This is a genomic window from Sphingosinicella xenopeptidilytica (assembly GCF_042676985.1).
In the GTDB taxonomy this organism is placed as follows: domain Bacteria; phylum Pseudomonadota; class Alphaproteobacteria; order Sphingomonadales; family Sphingomonadaceae; genus Sphingosinicella; species Sphingosinicella xenopeptidilytica.
Map to the genome: position 1 here is coordinate 415041 of NZ_JBHTIK010000002.1, position 16052 is coordinate 431092.

General features: G+C 66.3%; 17 protein-coding genes. 14 read left to right on the forward strand and 3 right to left on the reverse strand.

Translation table 11 applies throughout. The features are described from left to right. Positions 1-58 precede the first annotated feature (58 nt). From ACFQ00_RS04880 to ACFQ00_RS04935, 12 genes are all read left to right on the forward strand, one after another. Positions 59-1711, forward strand: a complete 1653-nt coding sequence (locus ACFQ00_RS04880) for an NAD+ synthase (RefSeq protein WP_381487021.1) — start codon at positions 59-61, stop codon at positions 1709-1711. Continuing rightward, positions 1708-3036 carry a glutamate--tRNA ligase gene (gene gltX, locus ACFQ00_RS04885; RefSeq protein ID WP_381487024.1) on the forward strand — a complete coding sequence of 443 codons (1329 nt, stop codon included), beginning with the start codon at positions 1708-1710 and terminating at the stop codon, positions 3034-3036. Before ACFQ00_RS04880 ends, gltX begins: the two co-directional genes overlap by 4 nt. A 135-nt stretch (positions 3037-3171) precedes the next feature. Beyond that, positions 3172-3813 carry an energy transducer TonB gene (locus tag ACFQ00_RS04890; protein ID WP_381487028.1) on the forward strand — a complete coding sequence of 214 codons (642 nt, stop codon included), beginning with the start codon at positions 3172-3174 and terminating at the stop codon, positions 3811-3813. Positions 3814-3868: 55 nt separating this feature from the next. Then, positions 3869-4213 carry a hypothetical protein gene (locus ACFQ00_RS04895; protein ID WP_381487031.1) on the forward strand — a complete coding sequence of 115 codons (345 nt, stop codon included), beginning with the start codon at positions 3869-3871 and terminating at the stop codon, positions 4211-4213. Next, the gene (ribD, locus tag ACFQ00_RS04900; protein ID WP_381487033.1) at positions 4210-5199 is read left to right on the forward strand and encodes a bifunctional diaminohydroxyphosphoribosylaminopyrimidine deaminase/5-amino-6-(5-phosphoribosylamino)uracil reductase RibD; all 990 of its coding nucleotides are present in this window, start codon (positions 4210-4212) and stop codon (positions 5197-5199) included. Before ACFQ00_RS04895 ends, ribD begins: the two co-directional genes overlap by 4 nt. Before the next feature lie 9 nt (positions 5200-5208). Beyond that, positions 5209-5811 carry a riboflavin synthase gene (locus ACFQ00_RS04905; RefSeq protein ID WP_381487036.1) on the forward strand — a complete coding sequence of 201 codons (603 nt, stop codon included), beginning with the start codon at positions 5209-5211 and terminating at the stop codon, positions 5809-5811. A gap of 60 nt (positions 5812-5871) precedes the next feature. After that, positions 5872-7143 (forward strand): 3,4-dihydroxy-2-butanone-4-phosphate synthase, encoded by a 1272-nt coding sequence (gene ribB / locus ACFQ00_RS04910; protein WP_381487039.1) that lies wholly within the window; start codon positions 5872-5874, stop codon positions 7141-7143. 19 nt (positions 7144-7162) lie between these two features. Further along, positions 7163-7582, forward strand: a complete 420-nt coding sequence (gene ribH / locus ACFQ00_RS04915; protein WP_374594368.1) for a 6,7-dimethyl-8-ribityllumazine synthase — start codon at positions 7163-7165, stop codon at positions 7580-7582. Between the two features lie 50 nt (positions 7583-7632). Continuing rightward, positions 7633-8106: a transcription antitermination factor NusB gene (nusB, locus tag ACFQ00_RS04920; RefSeq protein ID WP_381487043.1), complete on the forward strand. Its 474-nt coding sequence runs from the start codon at positions 7633-7635 to the stop codon at positions 8104-8106. A 23-nt stretch (positions 8107-8129) separates the two neighbouring features. Next, positions 8130-9086: a thiamine-phosphate kinase gene (gene thiL, locus ACFQ00_RS04925; RefSeq protein ID WP_381487045.1), complete on the forward strand. Its 957-nt coding sequence runs from the start codon at positions 8130-8132 to the stop codon at positions 9084-9086. Further along, positions 9076-9510: a hypothetical protein gene (locus ACFQ00_RS04930; protein WP_381487048.1), complete on the forward strand. Its 435-nt coding sequence runs from the start codon at positions 9076-9078 to the stop codon at positions 9508-9510. The genes thiL and ACFQ00_RS04930 overlap by 11 nt, the downstream gene beginning before the upstream one ends. 122 nt (positions 9511-9632) lie before the next feature. Continuing rightward, complete coding sequence (locus tag ACFQ00_RS04935) at positions 9633-11720, forward strand: sodium-translocating pyrophosphatase (RefSeq protein ID WP_381487051.1); 2088 nt, start codon at positions 9633-9635, stop codon at positions 11718-11720. Positions 11721-11800: 80 nt separating this feature from the next. Here ACFQ00_RS04935 and ACFQ00_RS04940 read toward each other — a convergent pair whose 3' ends face one another. After that, positions 11801-12259, reverse strand: coding sequence for an outer membrane protein assembly factor BamE (locus ACFQ00_RS04940; RefSeq protein WP_381487054.1), 459 nt, complete (start codon positions 12257-12259; stop codon positions 11801-11803). A 136-nt stretch (positions 12260-12395) separates the two neighbouring features. On the opposite strand from ACFQ00_RS04940, the gene ACFQ00_RS04945 reads away from it, so the two are divergent. Both ACFQ00_RS04945 and ACFQ00_RS04950 read left to right on the forward strand, forming a co-directional pair. Beyond that, complete coding sequence (locus ACFQ00_RS04945; protein WP_381487057.1) at positions 12396-12911, forward strand: ubiquinol-cytochrome C chaperone family protein; 516 nt, start codon at positions 12396-12398, stop codon at positions 12909-12911. Then, positions 12908-13435 carry a YceD family protein gene (locus ACFQ00_RS04950; RefSeq protein ID WP_381487060.1) on the forward strand — a complete coding sequence of 176 codons (528 nt, stop codon included), beginning with the start codon at positions 12908-12910 and terminating at the stop codon, positions 13433-13435. The genes ACFQ00_RS04945 and ACFQ00_RS04950 overlap by 4 nt, the downstream gene beginning before the upstream one ends. Positions 13436-13665: 230 nt before the next feature. On the opposite strand, the gene ssb is transcribed toward ACFQ00_RS04950, so the two are convergent. Both ssb and feoB read right to left on the reverse strand, forming a co-directional pair. Then, complete coding sequence (gene ssb / locus ACFQ00_RS04955; RefSeq protein ID WP_381487063.1) at positions 13666-14178, reverse strand: single-stranded DNA-binding protein; 513 nt, start codon at positions 14176-14178, stop codon at positions 13666-13668. Between the two features lie 24 nt (positions 14179-14202). Further along, positions 14203-16047: a ferrous iron transporter B gene (gene feoB / locus ACFQ00_RS04960; protein ID WP_381487858.1), complete on the reverse strand. Its 1845-nt coding sequence runs from the start codon at positions 16045-16047 to the stop codon at positions 14203-14205. Between the last annotated feature and the right edge of the window lie 5 nt (positions 16048-16052).

Below are 16052 nucleotides of genomic sequence, written 5' to 3' on the forward strand. Positions count from 1 at the left end.
TTCGCGCGGTGGCGTGAAGGCATCGCCAAAGCCGTTTCGACAGCCTAGAAGACCCCGCATGACTGAACGCCTTCAGATCGCTTTCGCGCAGCTCAACCAGACCATGGGCGACCTTCGCGGCAACGCCGACGCGATGCTCGCCGCACGGGCGCGTCAGCCGGAAGCGGACCTCATCGTCACCTGCGAGCTTTCGCTCATCGGCTATCCGCCCGAAGACCTCGTGCTGAAGCCGTCGCTGGTGCGCGCGGCGGACGCGGAACTGCAGCGCATGGCGGAAGCCACGGCGGATGGCGGCCCTGCCATGCTCGTTGGCAGCGTGCTCCTCGAAGACGACAAGCTCTATAACGCGATGGCGCTGCTCGATGGCGGCAAGATCGCGGCGTGGACGCGCAAGCACGAACTGCCGAACTACGGTGTGTTCGACGAGAAGCGCGTGTTCGCGCCCGGCCCGCTGCCGGGACCGCTGGCGTTCCGCGGCGTACGCCTCGGCGTGCCGATCTGCGAGGACATCTGGTTCCCGGACGTGTGCGAATGCCTCGCCGAGACGGGCGCGGAAATCCTGCTCGTTCCGAACGGCAGCCCTTATGAGCTGGACAAGGACGACAAAAGGCTTTCGCTCGCCGCGATGCGCGTCGCCGAAACCGGCCTTCCGCTCGCGTATTTGAACCGCGTCGGCGGGCAGGACGAGATCGTGTTCGACGGCGCCAGCTTCGTGATGAACGCGGATCGCCGCATCGCCGTGCAGTTCCCGGATTGGGAGGAGCGCGTCACGCTCACCACGTGGTTCCGCACCGCGAAGGGCTGGGTGTGCGAGGAGGGACACAAGCACCGCCTCGATCCGTATCCGGAGGACATCTACCACGCGATGCAGATCGGCCTTGCCGACTATGTGAACCGCAACCGCTTCCCCGGCGTCGTGCTCGGACTTTCGGGCGGCATCGATTCGGCGCTGTCGGCGGCGGTGGCGGTGGATGCGCTCGGCGCGGACCGTGTGTGGTGCGTGATGATGCCCTCGCGCTTCACGTCGCAGGACAGTTTGGACGATGCGGCGGAGTGCGCGCGGATGCTCGGTTGCCGCCTGGATACCATCGCCATCACGCCTGCCATGGAAGCGTTCGACGCGATGCTCGCGCCCGTGTTCGAAGGCAAGCCGCGCGACATCACGGAGGAGAATATCCAGTCGCGCATTCGGGGCGTCACGCTGATGGCGCTCTCCAACAAGTTCGGCCACATGCTGCTCACCACCGGCAACAAGTCCGAGATGTCGGTGGGCTATGCCACGATCTACGGCGACATGGCGGGCGGCTATTCGGTGCTGAAGGATGCCTACAAGACCACCGTGTTCGCGCTCTCGCGCTGGCGGAATGCGAACCGTCCGAAACTGGCGCTGGGACCGAATGGCCCGGTGATGCCGGAGCGTGTCATCACCAAGCCGCCCACGGCCGAGCTGCGCGAGAACCAGAAGGATCAGGATTCGCTGCCGCCTTACGAAATCCTCGATCCGATCCTGCACGGCCTCGTCGAGGAGGAGCTTTCGGTCGCCGACATCGTCGCGCGCGGCTTCGATCGCGACACCGTCATCCGCATCGAGCGCCTGCTCTACGTCGCCGAATACAAGCGCCGCCAGTCGCCCCCCGGCGTCAAGATCGGCATCCGCAATTTCGGGCGAGACCGCCGCTATCCGATCACCAACGCTTTCCGGACCTCATGACCCTCACCACCCGTTTCGCCCCGTCTCCGACGGGCTATCTCCACGTCGGCAACGTCCGCACCGCACTCCACAACTGGCTGTTCGCGAAGAAGCACGGCGGGCGTTTCCTGCTGCGTCTCGACGATACCGACACGGAGCGTTCGCGCGAAGAATACGCCGACGCCATCCGCGCCGATCTCGCATGGCTCGGCCTCTTGCCCGATGCCGAATACCGTCAGTCAGACCGGCTCGCGCGTTACAACGAACAGTTCGAAACGCTCGTCGCGGCCGGGCGCATCTACCCCTGCTTTGAGACCGCCGAGGAGCTTGAGGTTCGTCGCAAGATCCAGCTCTCGCGCGGCTTGCCGCCCGTTTACGATCGCGCTGCGCTGAATCTCACACCCGATGAGATCGCGGCGAAGCGCACAGCAGGCGAACGGCCGCACTGGCGCTTCCGCCTCGATACGGGCGCGCACGTCCATTGGCAGGATCTCATCCGCGGCGACTCGCACATCGATCCCGCCTCGCTCAGCGATCCCGTCGTGCGCCGCGCCGATGGTTCCTACCTCTACATGCTGCCCTCGGTGATCGACGACATCGACATGGGCGTCACCCACGTCATCCGCGGCGAGGATCACGTCACCAATTCGGGCGTGCAGATTAAGATGTTCGAAGCGCTCGGCGCACAGCCGCCGGCTTTCGCGCATGAGGCGCTGATCACCGGCACCGAGGGTGCGCTCTCGAAGCGTCTCGGCTCGGCAGGCATGGCGCATTTCCGCGAGGCGGGCATCGAACCCGTCGCCATCGCCGCGCTGCTCGCCCGCCTTGGCACGTCCAATTCCGTCGAGCCGGTCACGAGTCTCGATCCGCTCGTCGAACATTTCGATTTCGCGCACTTCGGCCGCTCCGCCGCGCGTTTCGACGAGGCGGAGCTGCGCCAGCTCAACGCGCGCATCCTGCATCAGCTCGATTATGACGCTGTCGCGGATCGTCTGCCGCCGGGCATGGATGCTGCGGCGTGGGCGGTGTTGCGTCCCAATCTTGAGACCATCGCAGATGCCGCCGACTGGTGGCAGGTGATCGAAGGCCCGGTGGAGCCGCTCGCCGACGATGGCGACTACCTCGCCCTTGCCGCCGAAACGCTCGAATCGCTCCCGTGGGAGCCCGGCATATGGTCCGCGCTCACCGGCGCGCTCAAGGCGGCGACCGCCCGCAAGGGCAAGGATCTGTTCCTGCCGCTCCGCCGCGCGCTCACGGGCCGCGATCACGGCCCCGAGATGGCGGGGCTGCTGCTCCTGATCGGTCGTGACCGCGCCCTCGAACGATTACGCGCCCGTACCAACTGAGCGCGGCGCGAATGATCTGCTCGGCAGAGGCGGGGTTGTTATAGTATAACACGCGGGCCGGCATGTTGCCGGTGGTGGAGCGGCGCTGCCGTTCGGCAACGCATGGGGCGCCCTCCCTTGGGATGGAGCCGTTCGATGAAGTCAGCGTTCCCGACCCGCCGAGCCCTGCGAGACAGCAGCGGCATTCTCGTCACCGCAGCCGTTCATCTCGTCCTCGGTTATGTGGCGCTCACCGCCACGGGTATCGTCAAGGTTCCGAACATCATTCACCCAGAGGCGCCGATCTGGATCGAGAAAGTCGAGCCTGCAAAGCCTGAAACGCCGCCGTTGCCCGCAATGAAAGACAGCGTGGACATCACCGTCGTCGAACCCGTCCTCGTCGTGGATGCGCCGCAGGCGCCGATCGTGCGCGATGATCCGACACCCATTCTGCCGCGTGTTCCGGATGTTGTCGGACTGGCCGGGCAGACGCAGGCCGCAGATCCGGTGCTCGTCGCGGCAAGCATCGATCCGCGCTACCGGGACCGTTTCCAGCCCGCATATCCGTCAGCCGCGCGCCGCGCGGGCGAGGCGGGGAGCGTCGTCGTCAGCGTGCTCGTCGGCACGGATGGTCGCGTCGCCGATGCCGAAGTGATGCGATCGAGCGGTTACGAGCGTCTCGATAGCGCGGCGGTCCGGCAGGCGCTTTCGGCCTGGCGCTTCCGGCCCGCCACGCGCGACGGTGTCGCGGTCCAGAGCCGTCACCAGATCACGGTGACATTTGTGCTGAACCCGTAAAGGCATAACGCAGGCACTGGCGCGGGTGCGTTCGAAACCCTATCTGTGGCCCCGCATGAGCAACGCCACCATTTTCGGGCGCATCCGCGCACACATCGCCGCCATCGAAAAGCGGCAGTGGATCATCGGCGGCCTGTCCGTTTTGATGACCTTCATCATCATGTTCACGTTCCTGATCGAGAACCGCTTCGGCTACCTCCCGCCCGATCCGATCATTGCCTACTTCAAGAACTGGGAGGATGGCCGCTCGCGCGCCGATGCGCTCGCCGAGCAGGAAGAAGAAGAGCGGCTGATGCAGGAACAGGCGGACGCCATTGCCGCACAGCTCGATATCAATGCGGAAAAAGCGGCGCCTGAAGTTGCAGCCCCGCCTGAAACCAAAGCGCCGGCAAGCGAATGAGCGCGGTGCGGCTGATGGAAGCCGCCATTCGCCTGTCGCACCGCGGTCTTGGCCGCACCGCGCCCAATCCCAATGTCGGCTGCCTCATCGTGAAGGATGGTATGGTGATCGCGCGCGGCTGGACGCAGCCGGGCGGACGCCCCCATGCCGAGGCGGTCGCGCTTGAGATCGCGGGTGAAGCGGCGCGGGGCGCGGAGCTTTACGTCAGCCTCGAACCCTGCGCGCATGTCAGCGCGCGCGGCCCGGCCTGTGCCGATCTCGTTGCTGCATCGGGTGTTTCCGCGGTTCACATCGCCGTGCTCGATCCCGATCCGCGCACGACGGGGCAGGGCGCGGCGCGCCTCCGCGATGCGGGCATCGTCGTCACGGTCGGCACTGGCGAAGCGATGGCGCGCGCGGCCATGGCGGGGTTCTTCTTGCGCATGGAGCGCGGCCGTCCACGCATCACGCTCAAGCTCGCCATGTCCATTGATGGCCGCGTGTCGATGCCCGGCGGCGAGAGCCAGTGGATCACAGGTCCCGAGGCGCGCGCGCATGTCCATCTCCAGCGCGCGCTTGCGGATGTGATTCTCGTCGGGCGGGGTACGCTCGAAGCCGATGATCCCTCGCTCGATGTGCGCCTGCCGGGGCTTCAGGATCGCAGCCCGCGCCCCGCCGTGCTCAGCGCGACACTCGATGCGATTCCCGCATCGGCAAAGCTCGCCGCGCGCGATCCGCTGCTGCTGGCGTCGGTCGACGATCTGTGCGGCCTCACGGTGAACGATGTGTTCGTGGAGGGCGGTCCGGCAACGGCGAGCACGCTGCTTGCCGCCGATCTCGTCGACCGGATGCTCGTCTACCGCGCGCCCATCGTGATCGGCGACGGCGCACCAGGCGCGGGCCGCATCGGCCTCGAACGCTTGTCCGACGCGCACGGCCGCTGGCGGCTCGACGAAACGCGCACGTTTGGCAACGACCGACTCGAAGTCTACGCGCGGACGCGCTAAAGGGGCGCCATGTTCACCGGCATCATCACCGACATCGGTACTGTCACCCGCATTGAAGCGCGCGGCGACACGCGGCTCACCATCGCCTGCGGCTACGACATGGCGGGGGTCGACATGGGCGCCTCCATCGCCTGTTCGGGCGTCTGCCTCACCGTGGTGGACAAGGGCGCGGATTGGTTCGCCGTCGACGTGTCTGCCGAAACCCTCTCCAAAACCGCCGCGTCGCGCTGGCAGCAGGGCGCACGGCTCAACCTGGAACGCGCGCTCAAGGTCGGCGACGAACTCGGCGGCCATATCGTCACCGGCCATGTCGATGCCGTCGGCCGTGTCGAATCGGTCGAGGCAGTCGGCGACAGCCACACGTTCCGCATCGCCGCTCCGAAAAGCGTCGCAGCGTTCATCGCGCCCAAGGGTTCGGTTGCGCTCGACGGCGTCTCGCTCACCGTGAACACGGTGGAGGATACGACGGAAGGCATTGTCCTCTCGTTCAACCTGATCCCGCACAGCGCGGCGCACACCACGTTCGGCGGAGCCGGCGCAGGGGACGCGGTGAACATCGAGATCGATGTGCTCGCCCGTTACATCGGCCGGATGCGCGACGTCGCGGCTTGAACACAGGCCTGTGACAAATGGGTATTGCGATCACATTTTAATGTGATACGCAGTTCCGCCATGAGCCAGATCCTGATCGAAACGATTCGCGGCATCGTCTCCAAGGGCGATGTGTCGCGTTCCGGTCTCGCCCGCGCGGCGGGGCTTCATGCCAACACGCTCCGCGACATCGATTCGCCCGAGTGGAACCCGACCGCCGAAACGCTCCGCAAGCTGGAGCTGTACATGGCGTCGAACAGCGACCGCCCGGCGCTCGTCCCCATCGAGGAGATCATCGAGGAGGCGCGCAACGGCCGCATGTTCATCCTCGTCGACGACGAGGACCGCGAGAACGAGGGTGACCTCATCATCCCCGCGCAGATGGCGACGCCCGACGCGATCAACTTCATGGCGACGCACGGCCGCGGCCTCATCTGCCTCGCGATGACGAAGGCGCGCGTCGATCAGCTCGGCCTCGGCCTGATGAGCCGCCAGAACGGCACGCGGCACGAAACCGCCTTCACCGTCTCGATCGAAGCGAAGCAGGGCGTCACCACCGGCATTTCGGCGGCCGACCGCGCAAGAACGGTCGCGGTCGCGATCGATTCCGCGCGCGGCTCCGACGATATCGTCACGCCCGGCCATGTTTTCCCGCTCGTCGCGCGCGACGGCGGCGTGCTCGTGCGCACAGGCCATACCGAAGCGGCGGTGGACGTCGCGCGGCTCGCAGGGCTCAATCCTTCGGGCGTGATCTGCGAGATCATGAAGGACGACGGCACGATGGCGCGCATGGACGATCTCGTCCCCTTCGCGCGTTTGCACGGTCTCAAGATGGGCACGATCCGCGATCTCATCGCCTATCGCCGCCGCCACGATCACCTCGTCGAGTGCGTCGCGCAGTCGCCGTTCACGTCGGACTACGGCGGGGACTGGCGGGTGCTTTCCTATCGCAACAGGATCGATGGTTCGGTCAACGTCGTGCTCCAGAAGGGCAAGGTCAGCGCCGACGAGCCGACGCTTGTGCGTATGCACGGCCTTTCGATCTTCTCGGACGTGCTCGGCCAGCCCGGTCCCCGAAAGCGCATCCTGCAGCGTTCGATGGAGGAGATCGGGCGCGCGGGTTCAGGTGTCATCGTGCTCCTGATCGCGCCGGAATCGAGTAGCCTGACGCGCGAGATCGCTGGCGAACGTGGCGGCGACATGGATCTGCGCTCCTACGGTATCGGTGCGCAGATCCTTGCCGATCTCGGCATCCATGACATGATCCTGCTCACCAATTCGCATCGCAACATCGTCGCGATCGAGGGCTATGGTATCAATGTCGTCGGCGAACGGCCCATTCCCACCAACTGAGATTACGGAAAGGCCGGTCATGGCACGCGTCCTCATCGTCGAAGCCCGTTTCTATGCCCACCTCAACGACATGCTGCTCGCCGGCACGCGCGCCGCGATCGAGGATGCGGGGCACAGCCACGAAACGATCACCGTTCCCGGTGCGCTCGAAATCCCGGGCGCCATCGCGCTCGCGGCCGAATCCGGTCGCTATGACGCGTTTGTCGGCATCGGCGTCGTCATCCGCGGCGAGACCTACCACTTCGAGATCGTGGCGGGCGAAAGCGCGCGCGGCCTGATGGCGCTGACGATGGATGGCCTCGCCGTGGGCAATGGCATCCTCACCGTCGAGAACGAGGCGCAGGCGCTCGTCCGCGCCGATCCGAAGCAGAAGGACAAGGGCGGCGAGGCGGCGAAGGCGGCGCTCACGCTCCTCGAACTCAAGAGCCGTTTCGGCTGACACGTCTTTGGTGCTTGGGTTTCGAAGGCTGCGGCTCTACATAGCGCGCCATGTCCTCCAAGACCTCCTCCCCCAAGACGAAAACGCAAAGACCGTCCCGCGCGACAGCGCGTCTCGCCGCCGTTCAGGCGCTCTACCAGCGCGAGATGTCGGGCGATACGATCCCCAAGCTGCTGCGCGAATTCCATGAACACCGCCTCGGCCGCACCATCGAGGATACGGCCTTCGCCCCCGCCGACGCGGACTTCTTTGATGATCTCGTCTCCGGCGTTGCCGCGCGCGAGGCGGAGATCGACGAGCGCATCGCGGGCGCACTCGCCGAAGGCTGGACGCTCGACCGGCTCGACCGGCCGATGCGCCAGATCCTGCGCTGCGGCGTCTATGAACTCGTCGCCCGTCTCGATGTGCCGCGTGCCGCCGCGATCAGCGAATATGTGGATGTCGCGAAGGCGTTCTACGAAGCACGCGAGGCCGGTTTCGTGAACGGTCTTCTCGATCGCATCGCGAAGGACGTGCGCGAATAGCGCGCCCGCGCTACCAAGGCGAAATGCGCGAAGGCGAAATCATCGAACGGCTGCTGCGTCCGATCGCGACGCATACCGCCGCGCGCGGTCTTGCCGATGATGCGGCAGTGTGGTCGCCGCCGATGGGCCGTGAACTCGTGCTCACCCACGACGTCATCGCCGAAGGCGTCCACTATCTCGGCACGGATGATCCTTCCGACATCGCGTGGAAGCTCGTTGCCGTGAACCTCTCCGATCTCGCCGCCAAGGGCGCCGAGCCTGCGGGCGTGCTCATCGGCCTCGGCCTTGCGCGGCCGGATGACGCGTGGCTCGAACGCTTCGCATCGGGCCTCGCCCGCGTGCTCGCCGAACACGGCACTGCGCTCTTCGGCGGCGACACGACGACCGGCGCCGCGTCGGCGGTGCTGGGCTGCACGGCGATCGGCCATGTGCCGCGCGGGCAATCGTTGTCGCGCACTGGCGCGCGGCCGGGTGACGATCTCTACGTGACCGGTACGATCGGCGACGCTGGTCTCGGCCTCGCTATCGCGCGCGGCGAAGCGCCCGCCGAGCCCGCGCTGCTCCGCCGCTACCGGCTGCCCGTTCCGCGTCTTGCGATGGGGCAGGGGCTTGCCGCCGCGGGCGCGCACGCGGCGATGGACGTGTCGGACGGCCTCCTCATCGATGCCTCGCGCATGGCGAAGGCATCGGGCGTGCGTATCGAGATCACGCTTGCCGATGTACCGCTCTCGGAAGCCGCCGCCGCGCGCCTCGCGCCGGGCGATGCGGGCCGGCTCGCCGCGGCGACTGCGGGGGACGACTACGAACTGCTGATCGCTGCGCCGCCGGAAAGCCGCGCTGCGCTCTTAACGCTTTCAGAAGCCGCACGGCTTAGGCTCACGCGTGTCGGCCGCGTGGAGGCCGGCGAGGGGTTTTCGGTGATCGGCGAGGGCGGCACGCCCGTGCCGGTGCCGCGTCTGGGGTATGAGCATGGGGCATGAAGCGCGGCAGGGAAGGCGCACGCTGCTGGCGGGCTTCGCCGGCGCGCTGCTCGGCGTGCTTGTCACTGCGAGCGTGCTCGGTGGCGAAACCTTTCGTCGGCAAACGGCGGAGGCATCCGATATCGCCTATGTCCCTTTGGAACGCATGACTCTGCCGGTAATGGGTGCGTCCGGCCCGCAAGGCTACGTCGTCGTCGCGTTCACGCTGGAGGTGCCGCGCACCCGCCGCGCCTGGGTTCGCGATCGTGTGCCGGAGGTGCGCCACGCGGTGAATACAGCGGCGTGGCAGTCCGGTCTCGTTGCCGAAAATGCCGATCGGCTCGACATCGAAGCAATGCGTGCGGCGCTGCTCGTCGCGGCACGCTCCGCGCTTGGCCCGTCAAACGTCCGGCAGGTCCGCATTCTAACGGCGGTTCCTGTCTGAAATCCGCGGCTTGCCTGTTGCCATTCCATTTGCAATGCTCCGCCCCGACATAAAGTCAAACTTGGGGAAACGCGCCTGCCTGCCTGGCAAGGGCGGGTAAGGCGAGCAGCAGGGGTTCGTTCATGGACGTTGTTGTCGTCGCCATATTGTGCGGCCTCGCGGCCGTGCTCTACGGCATTGTCACCACGAAGAGCGTAACAAGCGCCTCACCGGGCAATGCCAAGATGCAGGAAATCGCGGGCGCTATTCAGGAAGGTGCAGCCGCCTATCTCGGCCGCCAGTATCGTACCATCGCCATCGTCGGTGTCGTCGTTGCGGCGCTCGTCGGCTATTTTCTGGGGGTCACGTCGGCCATCGGCTTCGTGCTGGGCGCCGTGCTTTCGGGCCTCACCGGGTTCATCGGCATGAACATTTCCGTTCGCGCCAACGTGCGCACGGCGGAAGCTGCGCGTGCGGGACTCCAGCAGGGTCTCACCATGGCGTTCCGCGCCGGTGCGGTGACGGGTCTGCTCGTGGCCGGTCTCGCACTCCTCGCGATCGCGGGCTTCTTCTACTACCTCGTGAACATCGCGGGGAACGCAGCGGATAGCCGGCTCGTGATCGACGCGCTCGTCGCGCTCGCGTTCGGCGCCTCGCTGATCTCGATCTTCGCGCGTCTCGGCGGCGGCATCTTCACCAAGGCTGCCGACGTCGGCGCCGATCTCGTCGGCAAGGTCGAGGTGGGCATCCCCGAGGACGACCCCCGCAACCCCGCTGTGATCGCGGACAACGTTGGTGACAACGTCGGCGACTGCGCCGGCATGGCCGCCGACCTTTTCGAAACCTACGTCGTCACCGTCGGCGCCACGATGGTGCTGACGGCGCTGCTCGTCGGTGCTGCTGCGGGCGATGCGCTTTACGGCCTTATGGGCCTGCCGCTCATCATCGGCGGCGTGTGCATCATCACCTCGATCATCGGTACGTTCTTCGTCCGCCTCGGCGGTTCGCAGAACATCATGGGCGCTATGTACAAGGGCTTCGCGGTTTCCGCGATCCTCGCCATCCCGGCGCTCTGGTACGTCACCGGTGTGGCGCTCGGCGGCATGGATGTGGAGATCGGCGGCTTTACCGGCCGGGCGCTCTTCTATTGCATGTTGATCGGCCTTGCCGTCACCGGCCTCATCGTCTGGATCACCGAGTATTACACCGGCACGAACTATCGCCCGGTGCAATCCATCGCCAAAGCGTCCGAGACCGGCCACGGCACCAACGTCATCCAGGGCCTCGCCATCAGCCTTGAAGCCACCGCACTGCCCACGCTCGTCATCTGCGCGGGTATGCTCGGCAGCTATGCGCTCGCCGGCTACATCGGCATCGCCTTCGCGGCGACGGCGATGCTGGCGCTCGCGGGTATGGTCGTGGCGCTTGATGCTTACGGGCCGGTGACCGACAACGCGGGTGGCATCGCCGAAATGGCAGGCCTCGACAAGGACGTGCGTCAGCGCACGGACGCGCTCGATGCCGTCGGCAACACCACCAAGGCTGTCACCAAAGGCTATGCCATCGGTTCGGCGGGTCTCGCCGCGCTGGTGCTTTTCGGCGCGTACACGGCGGACCTCAACACCTTCTTCGGGGACGTGCAGGTCGATTTCGCCCTCTCGAACCCCTACGTCGTGGTTGGCCTGCTGCTCGGCGCACTGCTCCCGTACCTGTTCGGTGCGATGGGCATGACCGCCGTCGGCCGCGCGGCCGGCGACGTGGTGAAGGACGTGCGCGACCAGTTCGCCACCAACAAAGGCATCATGGAGGGCACCAGCCGTCCGGATTATGCCCGCACGGTGGACCTCGTCACCAAGGCGGCGATCAAGGAGATGATCATCCCCTCGCTGCTGCCGGTGCTGGCACCGATCGCGGTGTACTTCATCATCACCGCCCTCGCGGGTCAGGCGCAGGGCTTCGCGGCCCTCGGCGCGCTGCTCCTCGGCGTGATCGTGTCGGGTCTCTTCGTGGCGCTCTCGATGACCTCGGGCGGCGGCGCGTGGGACAACGCCAAGAAGTACATCGAAGACGGTCACCACGGCGGCAAGGGCTCCGAAGCCCACAAGGCCGCGGTTACCGGCGACACCGTGGGCGATCCGTACAAGGATACGGCCGGCCCGGCGGTAAACCCGATGATCAAGATCACCAATATCGTGGCGCTGCTCCTCCTCGCGAGCCTCGCCGCGCACTGATCCGCGCTTCAGCGCAAACAAAAAGCCCCGCCGGATCGTTCCGGCGGGGTTCTTTTTTGCCCTTGGACGGGAAGGGTGGCTTACTGGTCTCGGCTCGGGCCGGGGGCCACGGCGCCGACGGCGCCGATGTTGCCGAAGATGTCCTCGAAGAAGCCCGAGTCGCGGCCATAGACCGGCGTCTTGTCGCCGGACGGCATCACTTGAACGATCTGGGCGAGCGTCTGGTCGCGGTTGACGGCGGTGACGTTGCCCGCACTGTCAAAGGTGATCTTCAGCATGTCCTGCGATGTCGGCTTCGATGGCAGGAAGGCGAGCTGGCTTGTCGTGCGGGCGAGATAGTACCAGCTGTTCTCGTCCCACTTGGAAACGAAGGTCGGGCGGCCCAGCGTCTTTTCAACCGAGGCGCGATTATCCACGCCCGGCGAGATCGCGGCGATCAGTTCCTGATCGGCGAGGAAGCCCTGCCGGTCGGTGATCCGCGTGCACGCGCCGAGCGCGACAACGATCGCAAGCGTTCCGACAACCCGTTTCACCGACATGAACACTCCTGACCTTGGCAGAGGCCTCGCGCATTGACCTCGCGGCCTCGCCACTCAATATGCATGTTGCCGCGGCCCCGCAAGCTGGAGCCGCGCCTCTTTCGCTAGCGCATACGGGATGAAACGAGACTGAACCATGTTGAAATGGCTGCAAAGGCGAAATGCCGGGACCGATGGAGAGGTGCGCGCGGCGGAACTCTATGACGAGATCGTCGCGGTGGCGCGCCGGCCGGACTGGTACGTCGAGGGCGGCGTGCCCGACAGCATCGATGGCCGTTTCGACATGGTCGTGCTGGCGCTGTCGCTGCTGCTCGTGCGGCTCGAACGCGATGCGGACGATGCGCGCGCGCGGGCGCTCTCAAGCCTGCTCGTCGAGCGCTTCGCGGCGGACATGGATGGCAGCTTCCGCGAGATCGGCATCGGCGACATGGTGATCGGCAAGCACATGGGCCGCGCGATGCAGGCGCTCGGCGGCCGGCTCGGCAGCTATCGCGAGGCGCTCGCTGCCGATGCCGATGCCGCCTTGCTGAGCGCGGCGCTCGCCCGCAACGTGCTGCGCGGCGAGGATGCCGCGCCGGACTGGCTGGGTGCGCGCGTGCGCGAGGAATGGGCACGCTGCACCGCGCGGCCGCTTTCGGAGATTCTGGGATGAGCGAATTCGTGAGGCTGCTCACTCTCGACGAGGTCGGCGCGGGCGTTGAACGCCGGATTGCGGCGAACGTGGAAGAGCGTGCGGCGCTCGCTGCGCGGTTCGATCTTCGCGCGCTGGATCGGCTGGAAGCGGCGCTGACCGCGGCGCCCGCCCCCGGCGGCGTGCGTGTGACGGGCCGGGTCGAGGGCGATGCCGTGCAGGCCTGCGTCACTTCGGGCGAGGATGTCCCGGCGCGGATCGATGAGCCTGTCGAGCTGTTGTTCCTCCACGACCTCGGGCAGGGCGAGGAGATCGAACTTCACGAAGGGGACTGCGACGTGCTGCCCATCGAGGGGCGAAGCATAGACCTCGGCGAGGTTGCGGCGCAGACCTTCGGTCTCGCGCTTGATCCATACCCGCACGCGGATGCCGAAGTGCTTGCCGCCGCGCGGCGGCGTCTGCTCAGCGAAGAGGAAGCGGCGGAGCGCGAGGCTGCGGAAAAGGTGCAGGCAAATCCGTTCGCTGCGCTGAAGCGCAACAGCTGAAAAAGGAGTGCAAGACCGGGAAGTTTTGCCCCCCGGCCTTGCTTGAGATCAGAGACTGGGAACTCTGTTGTGGGCGAGAGCCGTTGCCCACAACGCTTTCATTGCAAGCCGCGTGCCAGCGAGGGTCGTGCGTCCTTTCATCGAACGGCGCCAACCCCTTGTATAGTTAACGAAAAGGGCGCCCGAACGGACGCCCCTTCAAACTGTAAACGGTGCCGACAGCCAAGCGATCAGAACGGCACGTCGTCGTCGAGATCGTCGTCGAAGCTCGGCCGGCTGCCCTGGCGCGATCCGCCGCCGCCACCGCCGCTTCCACCACCGAAGCCGCCGCCCGATCCACCACCGGATCCGCCGCCGCCGCCATAGTTGCCGCCGCCACCGCCACCTTCGCCGCGGCCGTCGAGCAGCGTCAGTTCACCGCGGAAGCGCTGCAATACGATCTCGGTCGTGTAGCGGTCCTGTCCGGACTGGTCCTGCCACTTGCGGGTCTGGAGCTGGCCTTCGACATAGACCTTGCTGCCCTTACGCAGATACTGCTCGGCGACTCGCGCAAGGTTCTCGTTGAAGATCACGACAGTGTGCCACTCGGTCTTCTCGCGGCGCTCGCCGCTCGCCTTGTCCGTCCAGTTCTCGGAGGTGGCGATGCGCATGTTCACGACCTTGCCGCCGCTGCCCATCGTACGCGTTTCCGGGTCTGCGCCGAGATTGCCGATCAGAATGACCTTGTTGACGCTGCCCGCCATGCTTTTCCCTTGTTCGCGTGGGAATCAGCCGATGAGTGCCCGGCTGATCCAGTAAGTGAGTCCTGCCATGACATAGGCAAGAGCGAACAGGTACGTAAACATGAAAATCGGCCACTTCCACCCGTTCGTTTCGCGTTTCACGACTGCAAGCGTCGAGATGCACTGAGGGGCGAACACCACCCACACGAGGAAGGCGAGCGCGGTCGGCAGCGGCCACGCCGAACGAAGCCGGTCGACGAGGCTTTCCTGCAATGCATCTTCGTCGTCGGTCTGCAGGCTGTAGATCGTGCCGAGCGCCGCGACGGAAACCTCGCGCGCGGCGAGCGTCGGCAGCATCGTCATGCTGATCTCGTGGTTGAAGCCGATCGGCGAGAACACGACTTCGAGTGCGCTGCCGATGCGTCCGGCGATCGAATATTCGATCGGCGATTCGTCCGATCCTTCCGGCGGCACCGGATAGCTCGCGAACGCCCACAGCAGCACGGTGGAGGCAAGGATGATACCGCCCGCGCGCTTCATGAACACGATGCCGCGCTGCCACAGGCCGATGATGAGGTCGCGCAGGATCGGCCACTGGTATTTCGGCATCTCCATCATGAAGCCGCTGCCCGCGCCGCGCGCTACCGTGCGACGCAGCACCAGCGCCGCGACCATCGCGCCGACGATACCGAAGACGTAGAGGCCGAGCAGCACGAGGCCCTGCAGGTTCGCGAAACCGATCTGCCGATCGGGAATGAACGCCGCGATCATCACCGCATAGACGGGAAGCCGCGCCGAGCAGGTCATCAGCGGCGCGATGAGGATCGTCGTCAGCCGGTCCTTGGGGTCGTCGATGCTGCGCGTCGCCATGATGCCCGGAATGGCGCAGGCGAAGGAGGAGAGGAGAGGGATGAAGGCGCGCCCGTTAAGGCCGACATACGCCATCAGCCGGTCCATCAGGAACGCCGCGCGCGTCATGTAGCCCGATTGTTCGAGCACGAGGATGAACGCAAACAGGATCAGGATCTGCGGCAGGAACACCACGACGCCGCCGACGCCGGCGAGCACGCCGTCCACGATCATCGATCGGAACCAGCCCTCGGGAAGCGCACCGGCGGCGATTTCCTGAAGCGCGGCGATGCCGGCCTCGATCCATGCCATCGGTGCTTCCGCCCACGCGAACACCGCCTGGAACATGATGAACAGCAGCGCCGCGAGGATCATTGGCCCGAACACGGGATGGAGCGCGATATTGTCGATGCGCCGTGTCGCGGCGCCTGCGCCGCCGGAAAGCGTCGTTACCGCCTGAGCAATGCGCAGCGCCTCGTGCTGCAACGCGCGGATGTCGGCGCCTGGACCGGGAGGAACGGCTTCGCGCGTAAGCATCGCAAGCGCTTCCTGCCCGAGATCGGCAAGGCCGCGCCGCCGCACCGCAACCGTCGGCACCACGGGAAGACCAAGACGCTGCGAAAGCTGCGCCGTGTCGATCTTCGTGCCGTCGCGGTCGGCAAGGTCGATCATGTTGAGCGCAACGACCATCGGCCGGCCGAGCCGTGCGAGTTCGAGCACGAATCGCAGGTGGTTGCGCAGGTTGGTGGCGTCCACCACGCAGATGATGGCGTCGGGCGCGCGCTCGATACCGTGCTCGCCCATCAGGACGTCGCGCGTCACCTGCTCGTCGGGCGAATGCGGGCTGAGGCTGTAGGTGCCGGGCAGGTCCACGATCTCGACGTGCGAGCCGTCGGGAAGCTGCATGGCGCCGACCTTCCGCTCCACGGTGACGCCCGGATAATTGCCGACCTTCTGCCGCGCGCCGGTCAGCGCGTTGAACAGGGATGTCTTGCCGGCATTGGGGTTGCCGACCAGCGCCACCATCGGCGCGGCGGTCACTGCAT

Excerpts from the sequence above, each read along its gene's own strand:
- ACFQ00_RS04880 (WP_381487021.1), top strand. The coding sequence starts at position 59 with ATGACTGAACGCCTTCAGATCGCTTTCGCGCAGCTCAACCAGACCATG.
- gltX (WP_381487024.1), top strand. The coding sequence starts at position 1,708 with ATGACCCTCACCACCCGTTTCGCCCCGTCTCCGACGGGCTATCTCCAC.
- ACFQ00_RS04890 (WP_381487028.1), top strand. The coding sequence starts at position 3,172 with ATGAAGTCAGCGTTCCCGACCCGCCGAGCCCTGCGAGACAGCAGCGGC.
- ACFQ00_RS04895 (WP_381487031.1), top strand. The coding sequence starts at position 3,869 with ATGAGCAACGCCACCATTTTCGGGCGCATCCGCGCACACATCGCCGCC.
- ribD (WP_381487033.1), top strand. The coding sequence starts at position 4,210 with ATGAGCGCGGTGCGGCTGATGGAAGCCGCCATTCGCCTGTCGCACCGC.
- ACFQ00_RS04905 (WP_381487036.1), top strand. The coding sequence starts at position 5,209 with ATGTTCACCGGCATCATCACCGACATCGGTACTGTCACCCGCATTGAA.
- ribB (WP_381487039.1), top strand. The coding sequence starts at position 5,872 with ATGAGCCAGATCCTGATCGAAACGATTCGCGGCATCGTCTCCAAGGGC.
- ribH (WP_374594368.1), top strand. The coding sequence starts at position 7,163 with ATGGCACGCGTCCTCATCGTCGAAGCCCGTTTCTATGCCCACCTCAAC.
- nusB (WP_381487043.1), top strand. The coding sequence starts at position 7,633 with ATGTCCTCCAAGACCTCCTCCCCCAAGACGAAAACGCAAAGACCGTCC.
- thiL (WP_381487045.1), top strand. The coding sequence starts at position 8,130 with ATGCGCGAAGGCGAAATCATCGAACGGCTGCTGCGTCCGATCGCGACG.
- ACFQ00_RS04930 (WP_381487048.1), top strand. The coding sequence starts at position 9,076 with ATGGGGCATGAAGCGCGGCAGGGAAGGCGCACGCTGCTGGCGGGCTTC.
- ACFQ00_RS04935 (WP_381487051.1), top strand. The coding sequence starts at position 9,633 with ATGGACGTTGTTGTCGTCGCCATATTGTGCGGCCTCGCGGCCGTGCTC.
- ACFQ00_RS04940 (WP_381487054.1), bottom strand. The coding sequence starts at position 12,259 with ATGTCGGTGAAACGGGTTGTCGGAACGCTTGCGATCGTTGTCGCGCTC.
- ACFQ00_RS04945 (WP_381487057.1), top strand. The coding sequence starts at position 12,396 with ATGTTGAAATGGCTGCAAAGGCGAAATGCCGGGACCGATGGAGAGGTG.
- ACFQ00_RS04950 (WP_381487060.1), top strand. The coding sequence starts at position 12,908 with ATGAGCGAATTCGTGAGGCTGCTCACTCTCGACGAGGTCGGCGCGGGC.
- ssb (WP_381487063.1), bottom strand. The coding sequence starts at position 14,178 with ATGGCGGGCAGCGTCAACAAGGTCATTCTGATCGGCAATCTCGGCGCA.